Annotated in this window: 19 protein-coding genes; 11 read left to right on the top strand and 8 right to left on the bottom strand. The window is 39.7% G+C overall.

Features of this window, described 5'->3' with window-relative positions:
- Positions 1-35 precede the first annotated feature (35 nt).
- From CWB75_RS03905 to CWB75_RS03890, 4 genes are read left to right on the top strand one after another with little or no spacing between them, the layout of a single operon-like run.
- Complete coding sequence (locus CWB75_RS03905) at positions 36-1,184, top strand: methyltransferase (RefSeq protein ID WP_008111883.1); 1,149 nt, start codon at positions 36-38, stop codon at positions 1,182-1,184.
- Positions 1,185-1,745: a YajG family lipoprotein gene (locus CWB75_RS03900; RefSeq protein WP_138569944.1), complete on the top strand. Its 561-nt coding sequence runs from the start codon at positions 1,185-1,187 to the stop codon at positions 1,743-1,745.
- 2 nt (positions 1,746-1,747) lie between these two features.
- Positions 1,748-2,368, top strand: coding sequence for a peptidylprolyl isomerase (locus CWB75_RS03895; protein ID WP_138569943.1), 621 nt, complete (start codon positions 1,748-1,750; stop codon positions 2,366-2,368).
- Positions 2,369-2,419: 51 nt separating this feature from the next.
- Entirely contained in the window at positions 2,420-3,796 is a 1,377-nt protein-coding gene (locus tag CWB75_RS03890; RefSeq protein WP_138569942.1) for an AmpG family muropeptide MFS transporter, read from the top strand.
- Positions 3,797-3,868: 72 nt separating this feature from the next.
- On the opposite strand, the gene CWB75_RS03885 is transcribed toward CWB75_RS03890, so the two are convergent.
- Positions 3,869-4,108 carry a helix-turn-helix domain-containing protein gene (locus tag CWB75_RS03885; protein WP_008111877.1) on the bottom strand — a complete coding sequence of 80 codons (240 nt, stop codon included), beginning with the start codon at positions 4,106-4,108 and terminating at the stop codon, positions 3,869-3,871.
- 366 nt (positions 4,109-4,474) lie between these two features.
- On the opposite strand from CWB75_RS03885, the gene CWB75_RS03880 reads away from it, so the two are divergent.
- Entirely contained in the window at positions 4,475-4,663 is a 189-nt protein-coding gene (locus CWB75_RS03880; RefSeq protein WP_054202023.1) for a hypothetical protein, read from the top strand.
- Positions 4,664-4,720: 57 nt separating this feature from the next.
- Here the strand turns inward: CWB75_RS03880 and erpA are convergent, their stop codons facing one another.
- Positions 4,721-5,059, bottom strand: a complete 339-nt coding sequence (gene erpA, locus CWB75_RS03875; protein ID WP_002958911.1) for an iron-sulfur cluster insertion protein ErpA — start codon at positions 5,057-5,059, stop codon at positions 4,721-4,723.
- Between the two features lie 237 nt (positions 5,060-5,296).
- On the opposite strand from erpA, the gene CWB75_RS03870 reads away from it, so the two are divergent.
- From CWB75_RS03870 to hemL, 4 genes are all read left to right on the top strand, one after another.
- The gene (locus CWB75_RS03870; protein ID WP_010391078.1) at positions 5,297-6,979 is read left to right on the top strand and encodes a chloride channel protein; all 1,683 of its coding nucleotides are present in this window, start codon (positions 5,297-5,299) and stop codon (positions 6,977-6,979) included.
- 16 nt (positions 6,980-6,995) lie between these two features.
- Positions 6,996-7,430, top strand: coding sequence for a CopD family protein (locus CWB75_RS03865; protein ID WP_010391077.1), 435 nt, complete (start codon positions 6,996-6,998; stop codon positions 7,428-7,430).
- 112 nt (positions 7,431-7,542) lie between these two features.
- Entirely contained in the window at positions 7,543-8,559 is a 1,017-nt protein-coding gene (locus CWB75_RS03860) for an aspartate carbamoyltransferase (protein WP_138569941.1), read from the top strand.
- Between the two features lie 38 nt (positions 8,560-8,597).
- Entirely contained in the window at positions 8,598-9,878 is a 1,281-nt protein-coding gene (hemL, locus tag CWB75_RS03855; protein ID WP_008111861.1) for a glutamate-1-semialdehyde 2,1-aminomutase, read from the top strand.
- A 65-nt stretch (positions 9,879-9,943) separates the two neighbouring features.
- Here the strand turns inward: hemL and mrcB are convergent, their stop codons facing one another.
- The 4 genes from mrcB to CWB75_RS03835 all read right to left on the bottom strand — a co-directional run bounded on the left by mrcB (position 9,944) and on the right by CWB75_RS03835 (position 15,035).
- Complete coding sequence (gene mrcB / locus CWB75_RS03850; protein ID WP_075170672.1) at positions 9,944-12,277, bottom strand: penicillin-binding protein 1B; 2,334 nt, start codon at positions 12,275-12,277, stop codon at positions 9,944-9,946.
- Between the two features lie 140 nt (positions 12,278-12,417).
- Positions 12,418-13,647: an ammonium transporter AmtB gene (locus tag CWB75_RS03845; protein WP_008111855.1), complete on the bottom strand. Its 1,230-nt coding sequence runs from the start codon at positions 13,645-13,647 to the stop codon at positions 12,418-12,420.
- A 9-nt stretch (positions 13,648-13,656) separates the two neighbouring features.
- Positions 13,657-13,995 (bottom strand): P-II family nitrogen regulator, encoded by a 339-nt coding sequence (locus tag CWB75_RS03840; protein ID WP_010391070.1) that lies wholly within the window; start codon positions 13,993-13,995, stop codon positions 13,657-13,659.
- A gap of 257 nt (positions 13,996-14,252) precedes the next feature.
- On the bottom strand, positions 14,253-15,035 hold the full coding sequence (locus CWB75_RS03835; protein ID WP_138569940.1) for a response regulator: 783 nt from the start codon (positions 15,033-15,035) through the stop codon (positions 14,253-14,255).
- 305 nt (positions 15,036-15,340) lie between these two features.
- On the opposite strand from CWB75_RS03835, the gene CWB75_RS03830 reads away from it, so the two are divergent.
- The gene (locus CWB75_RS03830) at positions 15,341-16,858 is read left to right on the top strand and encodes a S10 family peptidase (RefSeq protein WP_138569939.1); all 1,518 of its coding nucleotides are present in this window, start codon (positions 15,341-15,343) and stop codon (positions 16,856-16,858) included.
- A gap of 46 nt (positions 16,859-16,904) precedes the next feature.
- Here CWB75_RS03830 and CWB75_RS03825 read toward each other — a convergent pair whose 3' ends face one another.
- Both CWB75_RS03825 and CWB75_RS03820 read right to left on the bottom strand, forming a co-directional pair.
- Positions 16,905-17,597 carry an START domain-containing protein gene (locus CWB75_RS03825; protein WP_138569938.1) on the bottom strand — a complete coding sequence of 231 codons (693 nt, stop codon included), beginning with the start codon at positions 17,595-17,597 and terminating at the stop codon, positions 16,905-16,907.
- Positions 17,597-19,117, bottom strand: a complete 1,521-nt coding sequence (locus tag CWB75_RS03820) for a CYTH and CHAD domain-containing protein (RefSeq protein WP_008111845.1) — start codon at positions 19,115-19,117, stop codon at positions 17,597-17,599. Before CWB75_RS03820 ends, CWB75_RS03825 begins: the two co-directional genes overlap by 1 nt.
- Positions 19,118-19,329: 212 nt before the next feature.
- Between CWB75_RS03820 and CWB75_RS03815 the strand changes: the two genes are divergently transcribed.
- Entirely contained in the window at positions 19,330-19,935 is a 606-nt protein-coding gene (locus tag CWB75_RS03815) for a TIGR04211 family SH3 domain-containing protein (protein WP_008111843.1), read from the top strand.
- The last annotated feature ends 97 nt before the right edge of the window (positions 19,936-20,032 follow it).

Raw genomic sequence — 20,032 nt, 5'->3', positions numbered from 1 at the left:
TTACCTATCATTTGATTACCGATCATTAAACTATTATGACTACGCAAGCTACGCTCGGCGATAACACTTTTACTCTTGAACGCTTTCCTTTGGATCAAAAAAACCGCAGCTTACAAGCGTGGGATTCAGCAGACGAATACCTTATTGACTATGTTAATGAACACTACCCTGATTGTCGCTCGTTACTGATCTTAAACGACAGCTTTGGTGCACTTAGCTGTTACTTTAGCAAGCAACAATTAACAGTTTGTTCAGTAAACGACTCATATATTAGCCATCAGGCGGCTGCTTATAACTTAGCGGAAAACAAAATCGCGACGACGGCGTTTAGCCAGCTTGATAGTTTATCGGCTCTGCCTGAGCAAGTAGACCTAGTGTTGGTAAAAGTACCACGCACGTTGGCTTTTTTACAATATCAGCTATCTGAATTAAGCGAGGTGCTCGCGCCAGATACGCCAGTTATTGGTGCTGCAAAAACTAAAGACGTGCATAACTCTACTATTAAAGCATTTGAAAACTTTATTGGTGAGACGAAAACGAGTCTTGCAGTAAAAAAATCACGTTTAATTATTAGCCAAGCTGCTGGCGGTTATAAAGGCGCAGATTTCCCAGTCAGCTGGCCACTTGAAGGCACTGATTTTACAATAAGTAATCATGCCAATGTGTTTTCGCGTGATTCACTTGATATTGGCGCACGTTTCTTTTTCAATTACTTGCCGCAAACAAATAAAGCAAAAAATATTATTGATTTAGGCTGTGGTAATGGCGTGGTTGGCTTAATGACATTAGCGCGCTGTCCTAATGCTCATATTAGCTTTGTTGATGAGTCGTATATGGCGGTTGAATCAGCTCGACTCAACATTGAATTAAACATGGAAGACAAGTTTGAACAATGTACTTTTATAGAGAATGATTGTTTAACTGACTTTGAACGTGAAAGTGCCGATATTGTATTGTGTAATCCGCCATTTCACCAAGCACAAGCGGTTACCGACCACATCGCGTGGCAAATGTTTAAACAAGCAAAAGACACATTAAAAGAAGGTGGCGAGCTGCGTATTATTGGCAATCGTCATTTAGATTATCATGACAAACTAAACCGTATGTTTGGTAACTGTACTTTATTAGGCTCTAATAAAAAGTTTGTGGTACTCAGCGCAACTAAAAATAGTGGGACGTTATAAATGAAACTCATAAAGATATTATTGAGCTGTTGTACTTTAGTGGTTTTTTCGGGATGTGCCAATCAGCCTAATCAGCTTATTCTCAATCCCGTCTATAAAAGTGGACAAATAAGCTCAATCAATAACAGCTTAAACACCAGCGTGATTGATTTACGTGGTGACAGTGCAACCTTAAAGCTTATTGAATCAAGCAAAACAAAAACCATTGCCAGCACGGGTATTACTGAGTCAGTTAAAAGTGCGCTAGACAGTGCGCTTAGTCGCAATGGCGCTAGCATTTCTAATTTAGCGCAATTGCGCTTTGAGTTAGATATTCATGCACTGCAAGCTGTGGTTACAGAAAAGCTAATGAGCCATACCAGTGATGCCAAGATTGAATTTGAAGTACGAGTGATTCGCCCTACCAGTAATTTCAGTAAGCTTTATAGCGGTAATGCTAATTTATCTGGTCCACTTGGTCATGATAGGGCAAAAATTGAAGGTCAGCTCAATAAGTTGACTGAGCAGTTAATTACCCGCATTGTATCTGACCCTGAATTAATTGCATTTTTAGAAGGTTAATAATGAAGCAACTTTTTTTAATCTGCGTAAGCTTATTTTTTAGCGTAAATAGTTTAGCGGCACAAGAAGGCCGCTTTGTGCAAAAAGATAATATTTTCCCTCGAGTAGAAATTGTGACATCGTTGGGCAGTATTGTGGTTGAGCTAGACCGCTCAAGAGCCCCTATTACGGTCAATAACTTTTTGACTTACGTGTCTGATAAAAGCTATCAAGGCAGTGTGTTTCATCGTGTAGAACGCGATGTAGAAAATGACCGTGACTTTGTAATTCAAGGCGGTGGTTATGATAAAGATTACGATGGCCTGCATGAAAACGCCCCTATTTTTAATGAAAGCGGTAATGGCTTAACTAACGATATGTATAGCATTGCTATGGCCTATCAAGATCGAGAACCACACTCAGGGACGCGTCAGTTCTTTTTTAACATGGATGACAATGACCATTTAAATCCAGGGCGAGATTGGGGATTTGCCGTGTTTGGCAGTGTTATGGAAGGTTATGAGACGCTCGATAAAATCATGGCTGTAAAAACGGGTTTTAATGACAAAATTGGCTACAACTTTGTCCCTGAAAAACCGGTTGTTATATTAAATATCAAGGTGCTTGAACAAGTTCCTTTATAACTTTTTATCAGAGCAGCTTTGGCTGCTCTTTCTATGAGCCAATGAGCCCCTATGAATAGCACACTTTCTGTTCGCGAATATTTTTCTTATTTTAAAGATAAACGTTTAATTAATGTTTTTATATTTGGAATGAGCAGTGGTTTTCCGTGGGTATTAATTGGCTCGGTAATGTCGGCTTGGCTTAAAGATGAAGGTTTGAGTCGCAGCATGATAGGCTTATTTGGCATTGTGTTTGGTGCCTATAGTATCAATTTTTTATGGTCGCCTTTAATAGATCGCACTAAACTGCCCTTTTTGTACAACTGGCTTGGTCAGCGTCGAAGTTGGATCCTGTTTTGCCAAAGCTTTATTTTACTTGGCACGTTACTACTTGCAGGGCTTGATCTAAAAGCAAACCTAGCGATTGCCGCCGCACTTTGCTTGCTGATCGCCATAGCCTCTGCAACGCAAGATATTGCTATAGATGCTTTTCGAATAGACACTCTTAGTGAAAATGAATCTCACAAAGCCACCGCAGCCGCCGCAATGGCTACATCAGGTTGGTGGACAGGTTATGCTTTATTAGGGGCTGTGCCCTTTTACATGGCAGATATGCCAAACATAGACTGGCCGCAGGTCTATTATTTTTTATCTGCGATTATGCTGTTATTAATTAGCTGTGTGTTTTGGGCTAAAGAACCAAAATCAAACCGTGAAGCTGTTCATGCCGAGCTAGAGCGTGTTTATCTTGAAAAGCTTGCGGCAAGCAAACAAACACCACTTACAAAAACGCTCGCATGGTTAGGCGTTACCGTGGTTGACCCATTTAAAACCTTTTTTGCTAAAAATGGGGTTAAAACCGCTTTAGCACTGCTGGCATTTATTTTCTTATTTAAAATTGGTGAAGCATTTTTAGCACGAATGTCGATTGTATTTTATAAAGAAGTGGGCTTTAGTAATACCCAAATAGCAAATTACTCCAAGCTGGGCACGGGTTTAATCACCATTGTATTTGCCTTTTTGGGCAGTATTTTTAACCACAAATATGGCATAGTAAAAGGCTTATTTATTAGTGGCGTAGCCATGGCTGCATCTAACTTAATGTTTTCTTGGATTGCCTTAGCAGGGCCAAAAGAACACTTATATGCAATGGCGATTGTAGTTGATGGTTTTACCCAAGCTTGGTCTTTAGTGGCGATGGTTGCTTTTATATCTATGCTGTGTGACAGAGCATTTAGCGCCACCCATTATGCGCTATTAGCATCATTGGGTAATTTAGGACGTACGTTATTATCGAGTTATAGTGGCGTAGTTATCGATGATTGGCTAATGGGGAATTGGTCATTATTTTTTGTTTTAACAGCACTTATGGTTTTACCTTCATTAATATTTTTATATCTAATTAGGCACAAACTATATGCATTAGAGCAAAATTATCATAGTAGGTAACACCTAATGCATCCCTGCATTAGTATTGGCTGTAGACGTTAGATTTAACTTTACGATTACAGCCTAACAGCGTTAGTCAGCTTTAATTAAGCTTAATGCTTCATACGGGTCGACTTCTAATGCATTACAGTAGCGAACAAACTCAATCACATCTAAGCGACGCTCTTGATTTTCGATTTTGCCAATAAAAGAATGTGGCGTACCCAAAATTTGCGCTAGGCTGCGCATTGTGTAGCCTTTTTCATGGCGCTTAGTTTTAAGCCACTTTGTTAACTTTGCATTTTCTTCCGAAGATACGGTTTTACCCATCATATACAACTCCTACTCGTTGTTTAACTGTACATATTGCCAAGTGCTCATTGTGATCAACACTGAAAACTCACTGCCACTAACTAAGGCGCAGTGTAAACGCTTACAATTCAATCAACAAAAACACTCAAATATGTACTAACTCTTTATTATTGTGAAAAATGAAACCTTGCCCGTTTCATTCTTGGATACATTATATACCATTCACCGTTGATCTGAATGATTAATTAGTAATTCTACGATTAAAGTTTAACAACAAATATTTACTAAGTCTGAATAAGGTTAAATATTTTATAACTTTTTTGTTTCATTTAAATATAAGCTGTTTATTATTAAGGTCTATTGACCCTAGCTTATAGAGATCAAATCATGTTTAGACTACTCTTTTTACTACCTATTATTTTGTGCTTAGGTTGGTACTTTTTTTTACGCCATTATGCTATTCCATTAAAGCAGGGTAAAAAAGGCTTTATCTATATTTTAGTCTTCTCTGCGTTTGTGCTTGGCTTTTTTGTGTTAATGATGCAAATAACAGAGTACAGCCCAACTGAGTTATGATTTTTTAAGCACATAAAAAAACCGCTGATTAAGCGGTTTTTTTGGATAACGATATTTTTATACGCTAAAACTAGCACCACAACCACATGTAGTGGTCGCATTAGGATTTGAGACAAAAAAACGCGCCCCCTCTAATCCTTCGGTGTAGTCAACTTCGCCATCAACTAAATATTGGATACTCATAGGGTCAATGACTAAGGTAACCCCATTTTTAACAATTTCTAAATCGCCAGGATTCGCTTTTTCATCAAAAGTAAAGCCGTATTGAAAACCTGAACACCCACCGCCTGTGACATAAACACGCAGTTTTAGATCTGGGTTTTCTTCTTCGTCGATTAACTGTTTAACACGCACTGCGGCTGCGTCGCTAAACTTAATGGGTAATTCTTCAGACATCTTATAACCCTCAATACCTTAATACTAATGCGCGAGATTATCTAATACCTGAGTATTTTAATCAAGTATAGTTAATCCTGCTTCTACGCCCCAATGATAACATGGCTTGTTTAGCTCACTCTGTGAATAGGTGCAGATTAAATTAAATTTAAATTAATCTGTTGTTAAAAATCTCAAGGACTTCCCTAGACTATTTTGATAAACTTGACGCCTAAAAATGCTACGGGGAAATAAAGCATGTGGCTTGAGCGACTGAGACGTCGATTAGCAAAACCAAAAACATCCGTACAATTATGCTTATTAGGCGTAAGTGCCGGATTAATTGCTGCATTTTTTATTATACTGTTCCGCTTAACCATTTTATTTTTTCAAAGTTTATTTCTAGAAACCCCTGACGATTTTACCACCCTACCCACTTTAGAGCGGGTATTAATGCCTTTAGTTGCAGCGTTATTAATAGCTACATTTGCGGCTTTCACTGGCTTTAAACATTACCGCTTAGGTATTCCTTTTGTAATACACAGAATCAAGCGCCATTACGGGCAAATGCCACTGTATAACACGGTTAATCAGTTTGTTGGTGGTGCACTGGCGCTGATCAGTGGTTTTTCTGTTGGCCGCGAAGGCCCATCTGTTCACATGGGAGCAGCAGGGGCGAGCATATTAGCAAATAAATTACACTTACCTCACAACGCTATGCGTACCCTCAGTGGTTGTGGCGTTGCCGCGGGAATTGCTGCGTCGTTCAATACCCCGCTTGCTGCGGTTATTTTTGTAATGGAAGTGGTGCTCAGAGAATACAAAGTGCATATTTTTGTGCCGATAATGCTCGCAGCCGTTACCGGTGCATTAGCCACTCAATTTGTATTTGGTGAAGGCTCAGAACTTGCGCTAATAAGCATTGCCCCCTTAAGTGGGTGGCATTACCCCTATTTAATTTTGTGCGGCATGGGGCTGGGCGCGGTGGCTTATGCTTTTAATCAAAACTTAATGCTGATTATTAAAACCTTTAAACCATTGAGTATGTTTCCTCGTTTAATAATTGCAGGGTGTATTGCCAGCTTAATTGCCTATGCAGTTCCACAAGCTATGGGCTCAGGGATGAGTGCGATAACCATTGCTGTAGAGTCACCTGAAAACATGCAACTACTTACCACTATTTTAATTGCTAAGTTATTAGCCACCTTGTTTGCTATTGGCTTAGGTATTCCTGGTGGGTTAATTGGTCCGGTTATTGGACTTGGTGTTTTAACCGGCACTTTAATGGCATTTTTTGCCCAGTTTATTAGCCCAGGAACTGACATAGCTGGTACTTATGGGGTGCTCGGCATGGCAGGCTTACTAGCTGCCACATTGCACTCTCCCTTAGCGGCACTAACTACCGTGATGGAGCTGACCTCTTCACCGGAAATTATTGTACCGGCGATGATCGTCATTACCACCGCCTACGTTACAGCTTTGCAGGTGTTTGGTAACCGCTCTATATTTTTACAGCAATTAGACTTTCAGGGATTACCTTACCATGTATCTCCGGCCACTGAGGCCTTACAAAAAGTAGGGGTGATGGATGATATGGATGAAGACTTTAAATTGCTCTACTCTGACGATAAAGAGCAAATAAAAAACAGTCTAGATGCCATGGACAGCCAAACACCGTTAATTGTGTTTGACGAGGAAAATGGTTATCGCCTAGCTGAATATGACTTAAGTTTAATGTCTGATCAGGCGGTCAATATAAAGTACATTAGCTTACAAGGTATCAGCAGCCAAGCCACCCTCGCAGATGCCTTTGAAATTTTGAATGATAAACGCAGTGGTGCACTTTATGTATATAACTTATTAGATAATCAACAAATTATGGGATTACTAAGGTGGGATCAAATCCACCATATTCTAACCATACGCAACAGTTTACTTTAACAATAATGAGAACAGTATGAGCGCATTATTAATTTACAAAACCTTGCACGTATTTTTTATGATTGCTTGGTTTGCCGGTATTTTTTACCTACCTCGACTTTTTGTTTATCACGCTATGAGTGAAGAAAAATCGTGTAACTCAATGCTAAAAGTAATGGAACGTCGGCTACTTTATTTTGTTACCCCCTTTGCTGTGCTTACCGCAGTGTTTGGCGTATTAACTATTGTTGAATACGGCCGCGAATGGTTTCGTTACAGTATGTGGCTGCATTACAAACTAGTGCTGGTAATCATTTTATATATTTATCATGGCTACTGTTTCAAATTATTAGCTGATTTTAAACACGATAGAAATACAAAAAGCGATCGGTTTTACCGAATTTTCAACGAGCTACCTGTTTTAGCGTTACTCGTTATAGTTGCTTTAGCCATAATTAAGCCAAGCTTTTAAATACAGGATTATAAATTACACTGCCAAGTCGCAAACTAAGTTTGTATAATACGCGCGATTGCGTGCTCCTTTATGGATTATCGCGCCTTTTTGAATAACTAGGAATAACCCCATGTTCAGTTTCCAAGGTGAAAATATACTCTCTGTTAATCAACTCGATCGAGACTGTATTGAACGCATATTTGCTGTAGCAAAAAAAATGGAGCCATACGCAAAAAAACAAAAGCGTACCAATGTGCTTGAAGGCGCTATTTTAGCGAATCTATTTTTTGAACCTAGTACGCGTACTCGTGTTAGTTTTGGCACTGCGTTTAACTTACTCGGTGGACTGGTTCGTGAGACCACCGGTATGCAAAGCTCTGCGCTTGCTAAGGGCGAGTCACTATATGATACCGCACGTGTTATTTCAGCCTATGCTGATGCGGTTGCAATGCGCCATCCAGACTCAGGCTCGGTAGCTGAATTTGCAACAGGTTGCAGCGTACCAGTAATAAATGGTGGCGATGGACCCAATGAGCACCCTACTCAAGCGCTGCTTGATTTATTAACTATTGAGCGAGAGCTTAGCCGCTTCGATCAAAATATTGATGGTATGCACATTGCGCTAGTCGGCGATTTAAAATATGGCCGAACCGTTCACTCGCTATCAAAGTTATTATGCCATTACAAAGACATTCGATTTTCAATGGTCGCCCCTAATGGCTTACAAATGCCTGACTCGATTTTATCTGCCGTTGAAAATGCAGGACATAAAATTGAGCTGGTCGATAAAATGGAAGGTAACTTAGCAGCCGATATCGTTTATCAAACACGCATTCAAGAAGAGCGTTTTCCGTCGCAAGAAGAAGCCAACAAGTACCGTGGTGGATTTAGAATTAGCCAGTCTATTTACAATTCCCATTGCAAACCTAATTCTGTATTAATGCATCCGCTTCCTCGCGATAGCCGTTTAGAGGCAAACGAACTTGATAACGACTTAAATGCTAACGACAATCTAGCAATATTCCGCCAAGTACAAAATGGCGTACTTATTCGTATGGCGCTGTTTGCTTTAACCCTCGGCGTAGAAAACAAAGTCGAGCAGTATGAAGTAGACGTTCCTTGGTTTAGCCGCAAACGCGATAGCTAAGCTTTTAATTTTAAAGTGATAAAACAATAGGATTTTTCATGACAATTAGCCAAGACTTATTTAAACGAGCTCAAGACTCTATTCCTGGTGGCGTAAATTCACCAGTGCGTGCTTTTAATGGTGTAGGTGGTACTCCGCTGTTTATTACTAAAGCACAGGGCGCGTTTACATTTGATGCTGATGGCAACCGTTACATTGATTATGTGGGCTCTTGGGGCCCAATGATTATGGGCCACAATCACCCTGAAATAAAACAAGCAGTGCATGATGCGGTAGAAAATGGTTTAAGCTACGGTGCACCTACCGAAGCTGAAATTTTAATGGCTGAAAAAGTTAAAGAGCTAGTCCCATCTATCGAAAAAGTACGTATGGTAAGCTCAGGTACTGAAGCAACAATGAGTGCAATTCGCTTAGCTCGTGGTTTTACTGGTCGTGACAAAATTTTAAAGTTTGAGGGTTGTTACCACGGCCATGCAGATTCACTGCTAGTAAAAGCCGGCTCTGGTGCATTAACTATGGGTGTACCTAACTCTCCAGGCATTCCTGAAGATTTAGCTAAGCACACCCTTACGGTTTCGTTTAACAATATTGAAGAAGTGAAAGCAATTTTTGCTAAATACGCCGATGAAATCGCGTGTATTATTGTTGAGCCAGTTGCAGGTAACATGAACTGTATCCCACCAGTACCTGGCTTTTTAGAAGGACTGCGTGAAGTCTGTGATCAGTACCAATCTGTGCTTATTTTTGACGAAGTAATGACAGGTTTTCGTGTAGCCCTTGGTGGCGCTCAAGCTTATTACAACATCAAGCCAGATCTAACCTGTTTAGGTAAAGTAATTGGTGGTGGCATGCCAGTTGGCGCATTTGGTGGTAAAACAGAGATTATGGATTACATAGCCCCTGTAGGCCCTGTTTATCAAGCAGGTACACTGTCAGGAAATCCAATTGCGATGGCTGCAGGTTTAAAATCACTTGAGTTACTTAGCGCACCTGGCGTTCACGAAAAACTAGAAGCCATTAGTAAAGCGATTTGTGAAGGCTTTGAAGCAGCAGCTAAAAAAGTAGGTATTGCCTTAACTACTAACTACGCTGGCGGCATGTATGGCTTTTTCTTTACTGATGCAGAAAAAGTAACTACTTACCAACAAGCTACTGAATGTGATTTAGAGCGCTTTAAAAAGTTCTTCCACTTAATGCTTGAAGAAGGTGTTTATTTAGCGCCTTCAGCGTTTGAAGCTGGTTTTGTTTGTGCTGCGCATACAGAGCAAGAAGTTCAGGCAACGATTGAAGCGGCAGAGCGCGCTTTTGCTAAACTATAACGTTTAGCTCATAAGATCGCTTACCCATAAAAAAAGCCCTTTCGGGCTTTTTTTGTTTTTATTACTTAGCGAATACATTGGGGCCTTGGTTTAAACTCACTGGCCCTAAGCGGTAATTGAATCACTTTGCCACACCCTGGTGGTGCTTGCTTCCCGGTTTGCTCGTTTACAAATGCCCACCGAATTGAAGGTGGACGGGTATCGGCAATTGCTTGCGGGTTTAAGGGTTTTAAATAACGAATATAGGTTTCAAGCGCGCCGACACTGCCGGTTAAGCCAGTACTTTTATTATCATCACGACCTAACCATGCAACCGTCACTGTATTTTGATCAAACCCAGCAAACCAGCTGTCGCGTAATTCGTTACTAGTACCTGTTTTACCTGCGAGCTGAATCGACGGAAAATGTAAATTTAAGCGTTTAGCGGTGCCATCTTTAGTTACTCGCTTCATAGCGTATTTGGTCATGTACATGGCATCTTTATCAAAGCGTTGTTCGTTACTCACTTTATGCTTATAAAGTACTTTACCAACAGAGTCGGTTAATGCCGAGATAGACGTCAGCTCTCTGTATTCGCCATCAGCAGCAATTGTGGTATAAAGCTGAGCCACTTCAAAACTCGACATTTCAATAGCCCCTAATAGCAGCGACGGGTATTCATTAATATGGCCTTTAGCACCCAGTCCTCTGAGTGTATTAGCAACTTTATCAACCCCAACATCAAGCCCTAAGTTAACTGCCGGAATATTAATGCTGTGGCTGAATGCTTTATAAAGAGGCACGGCACCTCGGTATTGATGATCAAAGTTTTCTGGCTGCCATACTTTTCCCTCTTCGTTGGTGACTTGCACGGGTGAATCATCAAGCAACGTCGCTAAATTATAATGAGGAAGCTGCAGTGCACTTAAATACACTGCCGGTTTAACTAATGAGCCAATATTGCGCTTGGTATCAAGTACGCGGTTAAACCCTGAATAACGCACATCGCGTCCAGAGACTAACGCTGATACACCGGCTTTTTCAACATTAACGGAGATCATTGCCGCTTCTAATTCTTTGGTATTTGGACGCCTTTCCAAATAAGGTAAACTGGCCTGAATCGACTCTTCCATTGCGGTTTGTTTTTGCAAGTCGAAGTAGGTAAATACGCGCACCCCTGCATCTAATACTTCTTGATCAGGTAGCAGCTGTTTCAACTCGCGATTAACCAACTCTAAGTAACCTGGGTAAGACTTTTGTAAGCTGGCTTTCATTGGCGCAATATCAATTGCGCGCTTTAATGAAGCTCGATACTCTTTAGTGGAAATAAGTTTATTATCGACCATTAAACGCAGCACTAAGTCACGACGCTCCATAGCACGTTCTTTATAACGTCTAGGGTTATAATAAGAAGGGCCTTTAACCATGGCTACCAGCAGAGCAATTTGATCGTACTCAAGTTCATCAACGGGTTTTGCAAAGTAAAACTCAGCCGCTAATCCCATACCATGCACACCTTGGTTATAAGACTGACCTAGGTAGACTTCGTTTAAATAGGCTTCGAGAATCTGATCTTTTGAATAACGATAATCAAGAATAAGCGCAATAAAAGCTTCATTGATTTTACGTACTAATGAACGTTCACGGGTAAGGTAAATATTTTTAGCTAGCTGTTGTGTCAGTGTGCTGCCCCCTTGCACGGTTCTTCCTGCGCGAATATTGGTATATAAAGCCCGTAAAATAGAAAATACCGATACCCCGTGGTGATCATAAAAATCGCGGTCTTCGACCACTAACAAAGCATTCTTAAGCATGTCTGGAAATTTATCTAATGGCACAAATTCGCGGTCTTGTTTTGAGTCATTACCTATACGGGCTATTTGTACAGGCTCTAATCTGGCAGTGTTTAAGCGACGACCGAATTTATCTTTAATACTTGCAACCTTTTCCCCAGAGAAACGTAATTCAATTACGTGAGCATTTTCTAAACCATCATAAAACTCAAAATCACGACGAAAAATCTTAATACTATTAGCTGTTTTAATATATTGCCCTGTGCGGCTTAAGCGATTAACTGCCGTGTAATTTAAACGTTTAAGCTCCCATAAAACTTCTTGCTCAGATAAAAACTGCCCAGGAAAAAAAGTCATTGAACGCGCATACACTTGGGCTGGAAGTTGCCATTTATTGCCTTCAAATTGGCGGGTGATTTTTGCATCAAGATAAATAAAGTAAAGTGCTACAGCGATGAAAGTCGCCAGACTCAGTTTCCAAAAAATAGAAAACAAAGTTTTTAAAAATGGCCGTTTAGCCGAACTTGCGGTTTTTTTTGCAGCACTTTTTCGCGCTGATGTTTTAGATGACTTAGTAGCGCGCTTAGTCGAGGATTTACTGGTCGGTGTTTTCTTTTTTTCAGCCATTTAAGTGTAATACATTCCAAAGGTTGATTTAACGCGAGGAGCTTATCACATTACTCTAACACCTGAAAAATTAACCCTTCCTGAAATCAAAAAAGCCCTAACTGAGTAGGGCTTTGATTGAACACACAATACTTTTACTTTTAATTACTTCTTACTGAAACAAATTCTGGGTAAGCATCAATACCACAATCATGTTGATCCATACCGTTTAGCTCTTCCTCTTCGGTAACACGAATACCCATGGTTTGTTTTAAGACTGCCCAAACAATGAATGAAGCGATAAACACAAAGCCAATGATACATAGTAAACCAATTAACTGTGCCACAAGGCTAGCCTCGGCATTAGTAACCGGCACTAATACCACACCTAATATGCCACATACACCATGCACAGAGATGGCACCTACAGGGTCGTCAATTTTCACTTTATCAAGTGCCACAATGCTTAGTACAACCAAAGATCCACCTAGTAGGCCATATAAACACGCCATTAATGGTGATGGTGATAATGGATCTGCAGTAATAACCACTAAGCCTGCAAGTGCGCCATTAAGTACCATGGTTAAATCTGCCTTACCCCATAATAACTTACATAAGAACAAGGCTGATATTGCACCCATAGCTGCAGCAGCATTGGTGTTAAGTAGTATTTGACCTACTGCAGTTGCATTTTCTTTATCTGAAATTAATAACTGTGATCCACCGTTAAAGCCAAACCAACCCATCCATAAAATAAATGTACCCAATGTAGCAAGTGGCAAGTTTGAACCTGGAATTGGGTAAATTTCACCATTTTTACCATATTTACCTTTACGTGCACCCAGTAGAATTACACCCGCAAGCGCTGCAGCTGCACCGGTTGCATGGACAATGGCAGAACCTGCAAAATCAACAAAGCCTAATTCAGATAGGAAGCCGCCACCCCATGTCCAGTAACCTTCAATTGGGTAAATTAATCCTGTAAGTACTACTGTAAACACTAAGAAAGCCCATAACTTCATACGCTCCGCTACGGCGCCAGATACAATAGACATAGCCGTTGCAACAAATACTACCTGGAAGAAAAAATCAGACTCTAGTGAATGATCGGCGTCTGCCGCTTGACTACCTATTAGGCCACCAAATGAAGGAATTATTCCGCCTTCAACGTTGTCTACATACATAATGTTGTAACCGACCAACAAAAACATAGTACAAGCGATAGAATAAAGTGCGATATTTTTAGTTAGAATTTCTGTGGTATTTTTTGAGCGCACTAAACCTGCTTCTAACATTGCAAAACCAGCTGCCATCCACATAACTAAGATGCCAGAGATTAAAAAGTAAAACGTATCGAGCGAAAACTTCAGCTCTATAATTGTATTTTCCATGTTGCCCCCTTAAATAGCATCATCATCAAGTTCGCCAGTACGAATACGGACAATTTGATCTAAGTCGTAAACAAAAATTTTGCCGTCACCAATTTTGCCCGTTCCAGCAACTTTGGTAATGGTCTCTACAACGCGTTGGCAATTTTCACTACGAGTGGCAATTTCAAGTTTAATTTTAGGTATAAAGTCAACTTGGTACTCTGCACCACGGTATAACTCTGTATGACCTCTTTGACGTCCAAACCCCTTAACGTCAACCACGGTCATTCCTTCGATGCCTAAATCAGCGAGTGCTTCACGCACATCATCTAGTTTGAATGGCTTTATTATTGCACTGATCATTTTCACAAAGGCCCCCTTAGGACACTAGCTTGTTATTGTATTTGCTCTATGCAATCCAACCTTTGTGCCACCTTTAAATTACAAATAAAAACAGAGGGTTATTAAATTAAATAATATAAAAAACAAAAAAGCGCACCATTTAGGTGCGCTTTTTTTAAGCAAAATACAGAATTGGTGCGAGTCGATAAATACGCAAATAATCGTCTTTAACTAACCGTTACACTCTCGCCAAATACACATTGATAACGTATTTAAGATTAAAGTTACTCTGTCGCATCGAAAGACAAAGCCGGTTTTTTAGCATCACTTAGCCATATTGACTCCATAGTTTGCACCACTCGAAAGTGAAACTCTTCATGGGTGAAGGGTTTAGTTAAAAAGTCATTCGCACCTGATTTAATAAATCGTGCAGCAACGCCATAACTATATACATCAGCTAAACCAATAATGGCCAATTGCTCACGGCTTTTAATATTACGAATTGCTCTAATTAATTCAAAACCATTCATACCTGATAAGTTATGGTCAGTGATCACTAAGTTGATTGCCTGATCATGCTCAAGTATATGAAGAGCTTGCGCACTATTATCAACAGTAATGACGTCAAACAATTGTTTTTCGAGCATTTGCTTAACCAAGCTACTACTCAATAAGGAATTATCTACAACCAGCGCTTTGCGCCCCTGGTTACGCAATAACTGTGCTACAAATTTTATGGCGTAAAGATAAGAGTCGCGATTATCTTTAATGACGTAATCGATAATACCTAATTCCAGCATTTTTAAACGTGTATGTTCATCTGTTTGCGTTGTCATCACCAACGTAGGGATACCTTGCGACAGTGTAAAGCGAGTTATATCAGTATCGATTTGACCACCAACAGATAAATCAACTAACGCGAGCGAATAACTAGTTTGATTTAGTAACTTTTTACATTGAGTAAGTGACTGAGCGAAATCAACCCGCACATGAAGATAATGAGCAGCAATATGTTTGAGTACCTGTTGTACCCTTATATTATCTTCAACAATTAAAACCCGTTGCATAAACTCCCTTTCATTTACGTTCACCCTTTATGGTAACAAACCTAAAAATAAATCACTCTCAAGCATCCATTTAAAAACAATTAAAGCGACCAATAACCTAAAAAACTTAATTAATAATTAAATTTTTTAATCGCCTTAAACTTACAGTATGGCATACACATCAAGTATATTTCGCCCGTTTGCTATGTTGAGATTAATCTTAATTACATAAACTCAACGATTATTATCGGCAGCTAGTCTCAATACTTTTGTTTTTTACTCAAATATCGCTATAACTGCAGTACATAAAATAAAAAGGGTTAGTTATGAAATTTAGTCGAAGTCTATTTTTACCCATTGCCGCAATTGCACTTACATTTACGAGTGCAACGTTTGCCGATAATCAACGCCGTATTGATATCGACAGTAAAGTAGTTACTCAGCACAAAGCAAAAATAAATAACGAACGATTTTCTTATACGGTAGCAACAGGCACACAGCCAGTATGGGATAACAAGGGTGATGCCATTGCAACCCTTCAATACACTTACTACACCCGCGATAAAGTAGATGATAGAACAAAACGTCCATTACTTATTTCATTTAATGGTGGCCCTGGTTCAGCATCAGTTTGGATGCATTTAGCTTACACCGGCCCTCGCGTTTTAAAAATTGACGACGAAGGCTACCCAATTCAACCTTATGGTGTAAAAGATAACCCTTATTCGGTTTTAGATGTAGCGGATATCGTTTATGTAAATCCTGTAAATACAGGTTATTCACGTGTTGTAGAAGATAAAGACGGTAACCTTTTACCCAAAGATAAACAAAAAGAGCTATTTTTTGGCGTTAATGCCGATATAAAGTACCTCGCAGAATGGCTTAATACTTTTGTATCTCGCAATGAACGTTGGCGCTCTCCAAAGTTTTTAATTGGTGAAAGCTATGGTACTACTCGTGTATCGGGTTTAGCGCATGAGCTGCAAAATAGTCAGTGGATGTACATTAACGGTGTTGTACTCGTATCTCCTACCGATATCGGTATTAAACGCGACGGACCAGTAAAGGCAGCTAACCGCCTACCTTACTTTGCAGCTACTGCATGGTACCACAAAGCATTAAACGCCGATTTACAAGCAAAAGATTTAGACGAGCTATTACCGGAAGTTGAACAGTTTACCGTTAATGAGCTTATTCCTGCGCTTGCAAAAGGCGGCTTTATTGCGCCTGACGAAAAACGTCGTATTATTAAAAAAATGGCTGAATATGCGGGTTTATCTGAAACATTTGTTAGTCAAAACAATTTAGATATTCCAACACAGTTTTTTTGGAAAGAGTTATTGCGTGAACGCGGACAAATGGTTGGTCGACTGGATTCGCGCTATTTAGGCATAGATAAACGCGATGCCGGTGAGTCACCAGATTACTGGGCAGAGCTTACATCATGGCTGCACTCTTTCACTCCTGCAATTAACTATTATCTTCGTGAAGAGCTTAATTACAAAACCGATATCAAATATAACTTATTTGGTAACGTTCACCCATGGGATAGAAGCGGAAATAATACCGGTGAAAATTTACGCTTAGCCATGGCTCAAAACCCTTATTTAAATGTAATGGTTCAGGCGGGCTACTTTGACGGTGCAACCAATTACTTTGATGCCAAATATACTATGTGGCAATTAGATCCAAGTGGTAAAATGCAAGATAGATTAAGCTTTAAAGGCTACCGCAGTGGCCATATGATGTATCTACGCCACGCAGATTTAGAAAGCTCTAATAACGATTTACGCGAGTTTATAAATCAGTCTTTACCCAAAGACGGTGAATCCGCTAAATACTAATTAGCTTTTACCCACTAAAAAGTGACCTCTTAGGTCACTTTTTTGCTTATAACTGCGGCGGTTCGGTATGTGTGCAATTACCGGTGCGAATAACGGTTGGCTTTGCTATGTACTGCTTAGTAGTGAGTGTTTCAGCTAAATTGATTAGAGTCTTGAGGGTGCTTTTTAGGGCGATCCGATTATTTAACCACGTGGGTATCTTACCGCCTGGTAACGCATATACCTGATAACTAATGTGCAAATTTTTCGCCTGCTGAGTTAACAGCCACATTGCATCTAAGGTGCTTATTCTTATTACCCCTTTAGTTTTAGGTAAAAAATCTGGGCGCGCGTGAATACTAAGCTGCGTTTGCAAGTCATTCACTTTTTTATAGCACGAATAAGTAATTACATCTCTATTGCTAACAGGCCACGGGCTATCAATATAACTATAAACTAAGTTTTCTGAAGGGCTTAAACTTTTGAGTAACGTGACCTTAGTAATGTTTTCTATCCAGCTAGGGGCTGTATCGGTATCACTAAGTAAAGCAACTAAATCCTCTGCGGTGACATTGCTAACCACCGTTTCAGCTTTCATTTTCAAGGTATCGTCAGTTAAACGCTGAAAATAAACACTTACCCCTTGTTTACTTTCGTAAAGTTGCCAAGATGGCTGTGAACACACATTGGCAGCAAAACACAAAAGTGAAAAAATCATGCACTTTTGCAGCAAAGTCCGGCTACAAAAGTGCTTAGCCATTAAAGCCAATAAGGTTCTGTATCAAATGAAGCATGTCGACTTTGCTCCATGGCACTGACTAAAAAGTCAGATTTTTGCTCTAACCATAGTTGTATTTTTGCCAATTGAGCATCCTCTTGCCCGCCACATAGCTGTTTTAAATAATCAAGCGTGCTTAACTCATACATCCCATGAGAAATATCCAACCAAGGGAGCCTAAACTCTAATCGCTCATCTTTATTAAACAGTGCCCCTAAACAGTTACCACTGAGTAAACTGTTCTCTAATTGAGTGCGAAAGTTTAAGTAATCATTGCCTGCTAAGCTTTGCTCTTTAGGCAATAAGCGATGTAAGTTTTTCCAATCTTTATCAAATAAGCGATGAGCAATATCTACAATAGGTTGCTCTGCATTTTGAAGCTCTGCTTGGCTCCAATCTTTACGCCACTGCTTATTTATCAGCCACGTTGTTAAGCTCAGCAATAAACGGTTGTAGCGTGCACTATGAAAAAGCGAAAAAATATCGTCAATGCTCGGCTGTAACTCTTTTAAATCGTTAATAACTTGCGTTAACGCTGGGGCGCTATTTATTTTTTTATAAAAAGCATGGCGCTTAGAAGTATAAGTTTTTAACTGAATTGCATTTTCAACCCATGCTAACTCACTTAATAGCCACTTGAGTTCTGTTCTGAGTTGCTCGGTACTTTCTTTACTAACAATATCGTCAAACAACCAAAAGTTGTGTCTAATTAAACTAATGCCGTCGGTTACACGTTTTAATGTTTTTAAACTTGGCTTATCGAAATAGCATTGCTCGTGTTTTTGCACAAAGCGAATACCAAACCCCATAGCTTCAATAAGGGCTTGCTCTTGAGTGGCTTGCTTATTAAGTTTCACAAAGCCGATTGATTTACTTGGTTGAAGCGGCGTGTCATCCGCAAGGCGGTAGCCTCTTGCTGCTTTTGAATAGAGCCCTAAACGAATGCTGTTTTGGCTCACTAATATATCTGCAAAAGCAAATAGCTCCTCACGACTACCTTCAACCAGCTCGATTTCAAGCTCGCTGATGATTTCTACCTTACCTGACGCAGCAATTTCACCTTTATCTAATACCACTTCAATTTTGGCACCATTTGGGGTTTCTATTAACCACGTACGGCGAATAAAATTAGTACTAAAAATAGGGAATAGATTTTGTGATATGGCATCAATTTGCATACCGTGAGGCCAAATTGATGAATCAAACGCCATTAGATTTGGCCGGTTTGTTTCTATTGGAAGATTGTACTCTGGGCGCTGATGTAAGCCCCCTACCACTTCTCCAGCTAGCTTAATTGTTTGCTCACAGCGCTCGTCTGTACAACGCGTTCTAAAGCCAATATCGAGTGCTCTTAACTCTCTGCTTGGTGTATCATAATAAGCATTTTGCAAACTTTTAGAAGGTTTGTTTGTGACTGTTTTTGCAAATTGAGTAATTAGTGAGGGGATCAGTGGAATGACGTCATCTGATACCAAAAATTTCAGTTCTATCTCAGTATCCATTAGGCTTGCGGATTACCCTTAAAATTAATAAGTGCTCAAAATAAACAAAGCAGCCCTATATTGCAAATTTTTTAGTCATAAACACACAAGCAAAATGCTCTGGTTACAATATCTGTCTTGCTATTAAACTATTAAATCCATACTATCTATATACTTATGCGAAATAAAAATCACGTTCACAACGGACACTGCTAGATTAACAAGGTAGATAAATGCTAAAACACTGTTTACTATGGCTGCTTTTAACAGCCGCCCCGTTTATGAGCCAAGCAGAGGAAGCTCAATCAACGTCGCCGACTAATGCTAAAACAGCTTATATAATCGATAATTTGTATACTTTCATGCGCTCAGGTGCCAGTAAAGACTATCGTTTACTTGGTTCAATAGATGCAGGTACGCAACTCACTTTATTATCTGATGAACAAAATGGTTTTATAAAAGTTAAAGATGATAAAGATCGTGAAGGCTGGGTAGAAGCTAAATTCATTAGTGAATCAGCTGGTTTAAAACAACAATACCAAGCCCTCAATAATGAAATAAGCACTATGCAAAATAGACTTCGTCAAGCGCAAGTTGAGTTACCTGAGCTGCAAGAGCAAAACGCACAGTTAACCGAACAAAACGCGCAACTATTAGCACAAATTAGTCAGTTACAAGGTGAGCTTTCTCAAGAACAACAGCTAAAACAAGCAACCAGTGCTAAAGAAAAACGCCAGTTACTTACTTACGGTGGAGCCATTGCATTTTTAGGTTTGTTCTTAGGAATTATCTTAACTATCGTGTTATCACGCAGAAAACGCTATGAAGGTTGGGCATAAGCTTAACTTAATACAGCAGGCATAAAAAAAGCATCATATGATGCTTTTTTTATGCCTGCTGTATTTTTTCTTAAAAGAATATCTACGTTATATATCT

This window comes from Pseudoalteromonas sp. S1608 (assembly GCF_005887265.1).
Classification (GTDB): Bacteria; Pseudomonadota; Gammaproteobacteria; order Enterobacterales; family Alteromonadaceae; genus Pseudoalteromonas; species Pseudoalteromonas undina.
This window is presented reverse-complemented; position numbering and strand designations above follow the sequence as displayed.

Coding starts and splice junctions, on each gene's coding strand:
- CWB75_RS03905 (WP_008111883.1), top strand. CDS start 36: ATGACTACGCAAGCTACGCTCGGCGATAACACTTTTACTCTTGAACGC.
- CWB75_RS03900 (WP_138569944.1), top strand. CDS start 1,185: ATGAAACTCATAAAGATATTATTGAGCTGTTGTACTTTAGTGGTTTTT.
- CWB75_RS03895 (WP_138569943.1), top strand. CDS start 1,748: ATGAAGCAACTTTTTTTAATCTGCGTAAGCTTATTTTTTAGCGTAAAT.
- CWB75_RS03890 (WP_138569942.1), top strand. CDS start 2,420: ATGAATAGCACACTTTCTGTTCGCGAATATTTTTCTTATTTTAAAGAT.
- CWB75_RS03885 (WP_008111877.1), bottom strand. CDS start 4,108: ATGATGGGTAAAACCGTATCTTCGGAAGAAAATGCAAAGTTAACAAAG.
- CWB75_RS03880 (WP_054202023.1), top strand. CDS start 4,475: ATGTTTAGACTACTCTTTTTACTACCTATTATTTTGTGCTTAGGTTGG.
- erpA (WP_002958911.1), bottom strand. CDS start 5,059: ATGTCTGAAGAATTACCCATTAAGTTTAGCGACGCAGCCGCAGTGCGT.
- CWB75_RS03870 (WP_010391078.1), top strand. CDS start 5,297: ATGTGGCTTGAGCGACTGAGACGTCGATTAGCAAAACCAAAAACATCC.
- CWB75_RS03865 (WP_010391077.1), top strand. CDS start 6,996: ATGAGCGCATTATTAATTTACAAAACCTTGCACGTATTTTTTATGATT.
- CWB75_RS03860 (WP_138569941.1), top strand. CDS start 7,543: ATGTTCAGTTTCCAAGGTGAAAATATACTCTCTGTTAATCAACTCGAT.
- hemL (WP_008111861.1), top strand. CDS start 8,598: ATGACAATTAGCCAAGACTTATTTAAACGAGCTCAAGACTCTATTCCT.
- mrcB (WP_075170672.1), bottom strand. CDS start 12,277: ATGGCTGAAAAAAAGAAAACACCGACCAGTAAATCCTCGACTAAGCGC.
- CWB75_RS03845 (WP_008111855.1), bottom strand. CDS start 13,647: ATGGAAAATACAATTATAGAGCTGAAGTTTTCGCTCGATACGTTTTAC.
- CWB75_RS03835 (WP_138569940.1), bottom strand. CDS start 15,035: ATGCAACGGGTTTTAATTGTTGAAGATAATATAAGGGTACAACAGGTA.
- CWB75_RS03830 (WP_138569939.1), top strand. CDS start 15,341: ATGAAATTTAGTCGAAGTCTATTTTTACCCATTGCCGCAATTGCACTT.
- CWB75_RS03825 (WP_138569938.1), bottom strand. CDS start 17,597: ATGGCTAAGCACTTTTGTAGCCGGACTTTGCTGCAAAAGTGCATGATT.
- CWB75_RS03820 (WP_008111845.1), bottom strand. CDS start 19,117: ATGGATACTGAGATAGAACTGAAATTTTTGGTATCAGATGACGTCATT.
- CWB75_RS03815 (WP_008111843.1), top strand. CDS start 19,330: ATGCTAAAACACTGTTTACTATGGCTGCTTTTAACAGCCGCCCCGTTT.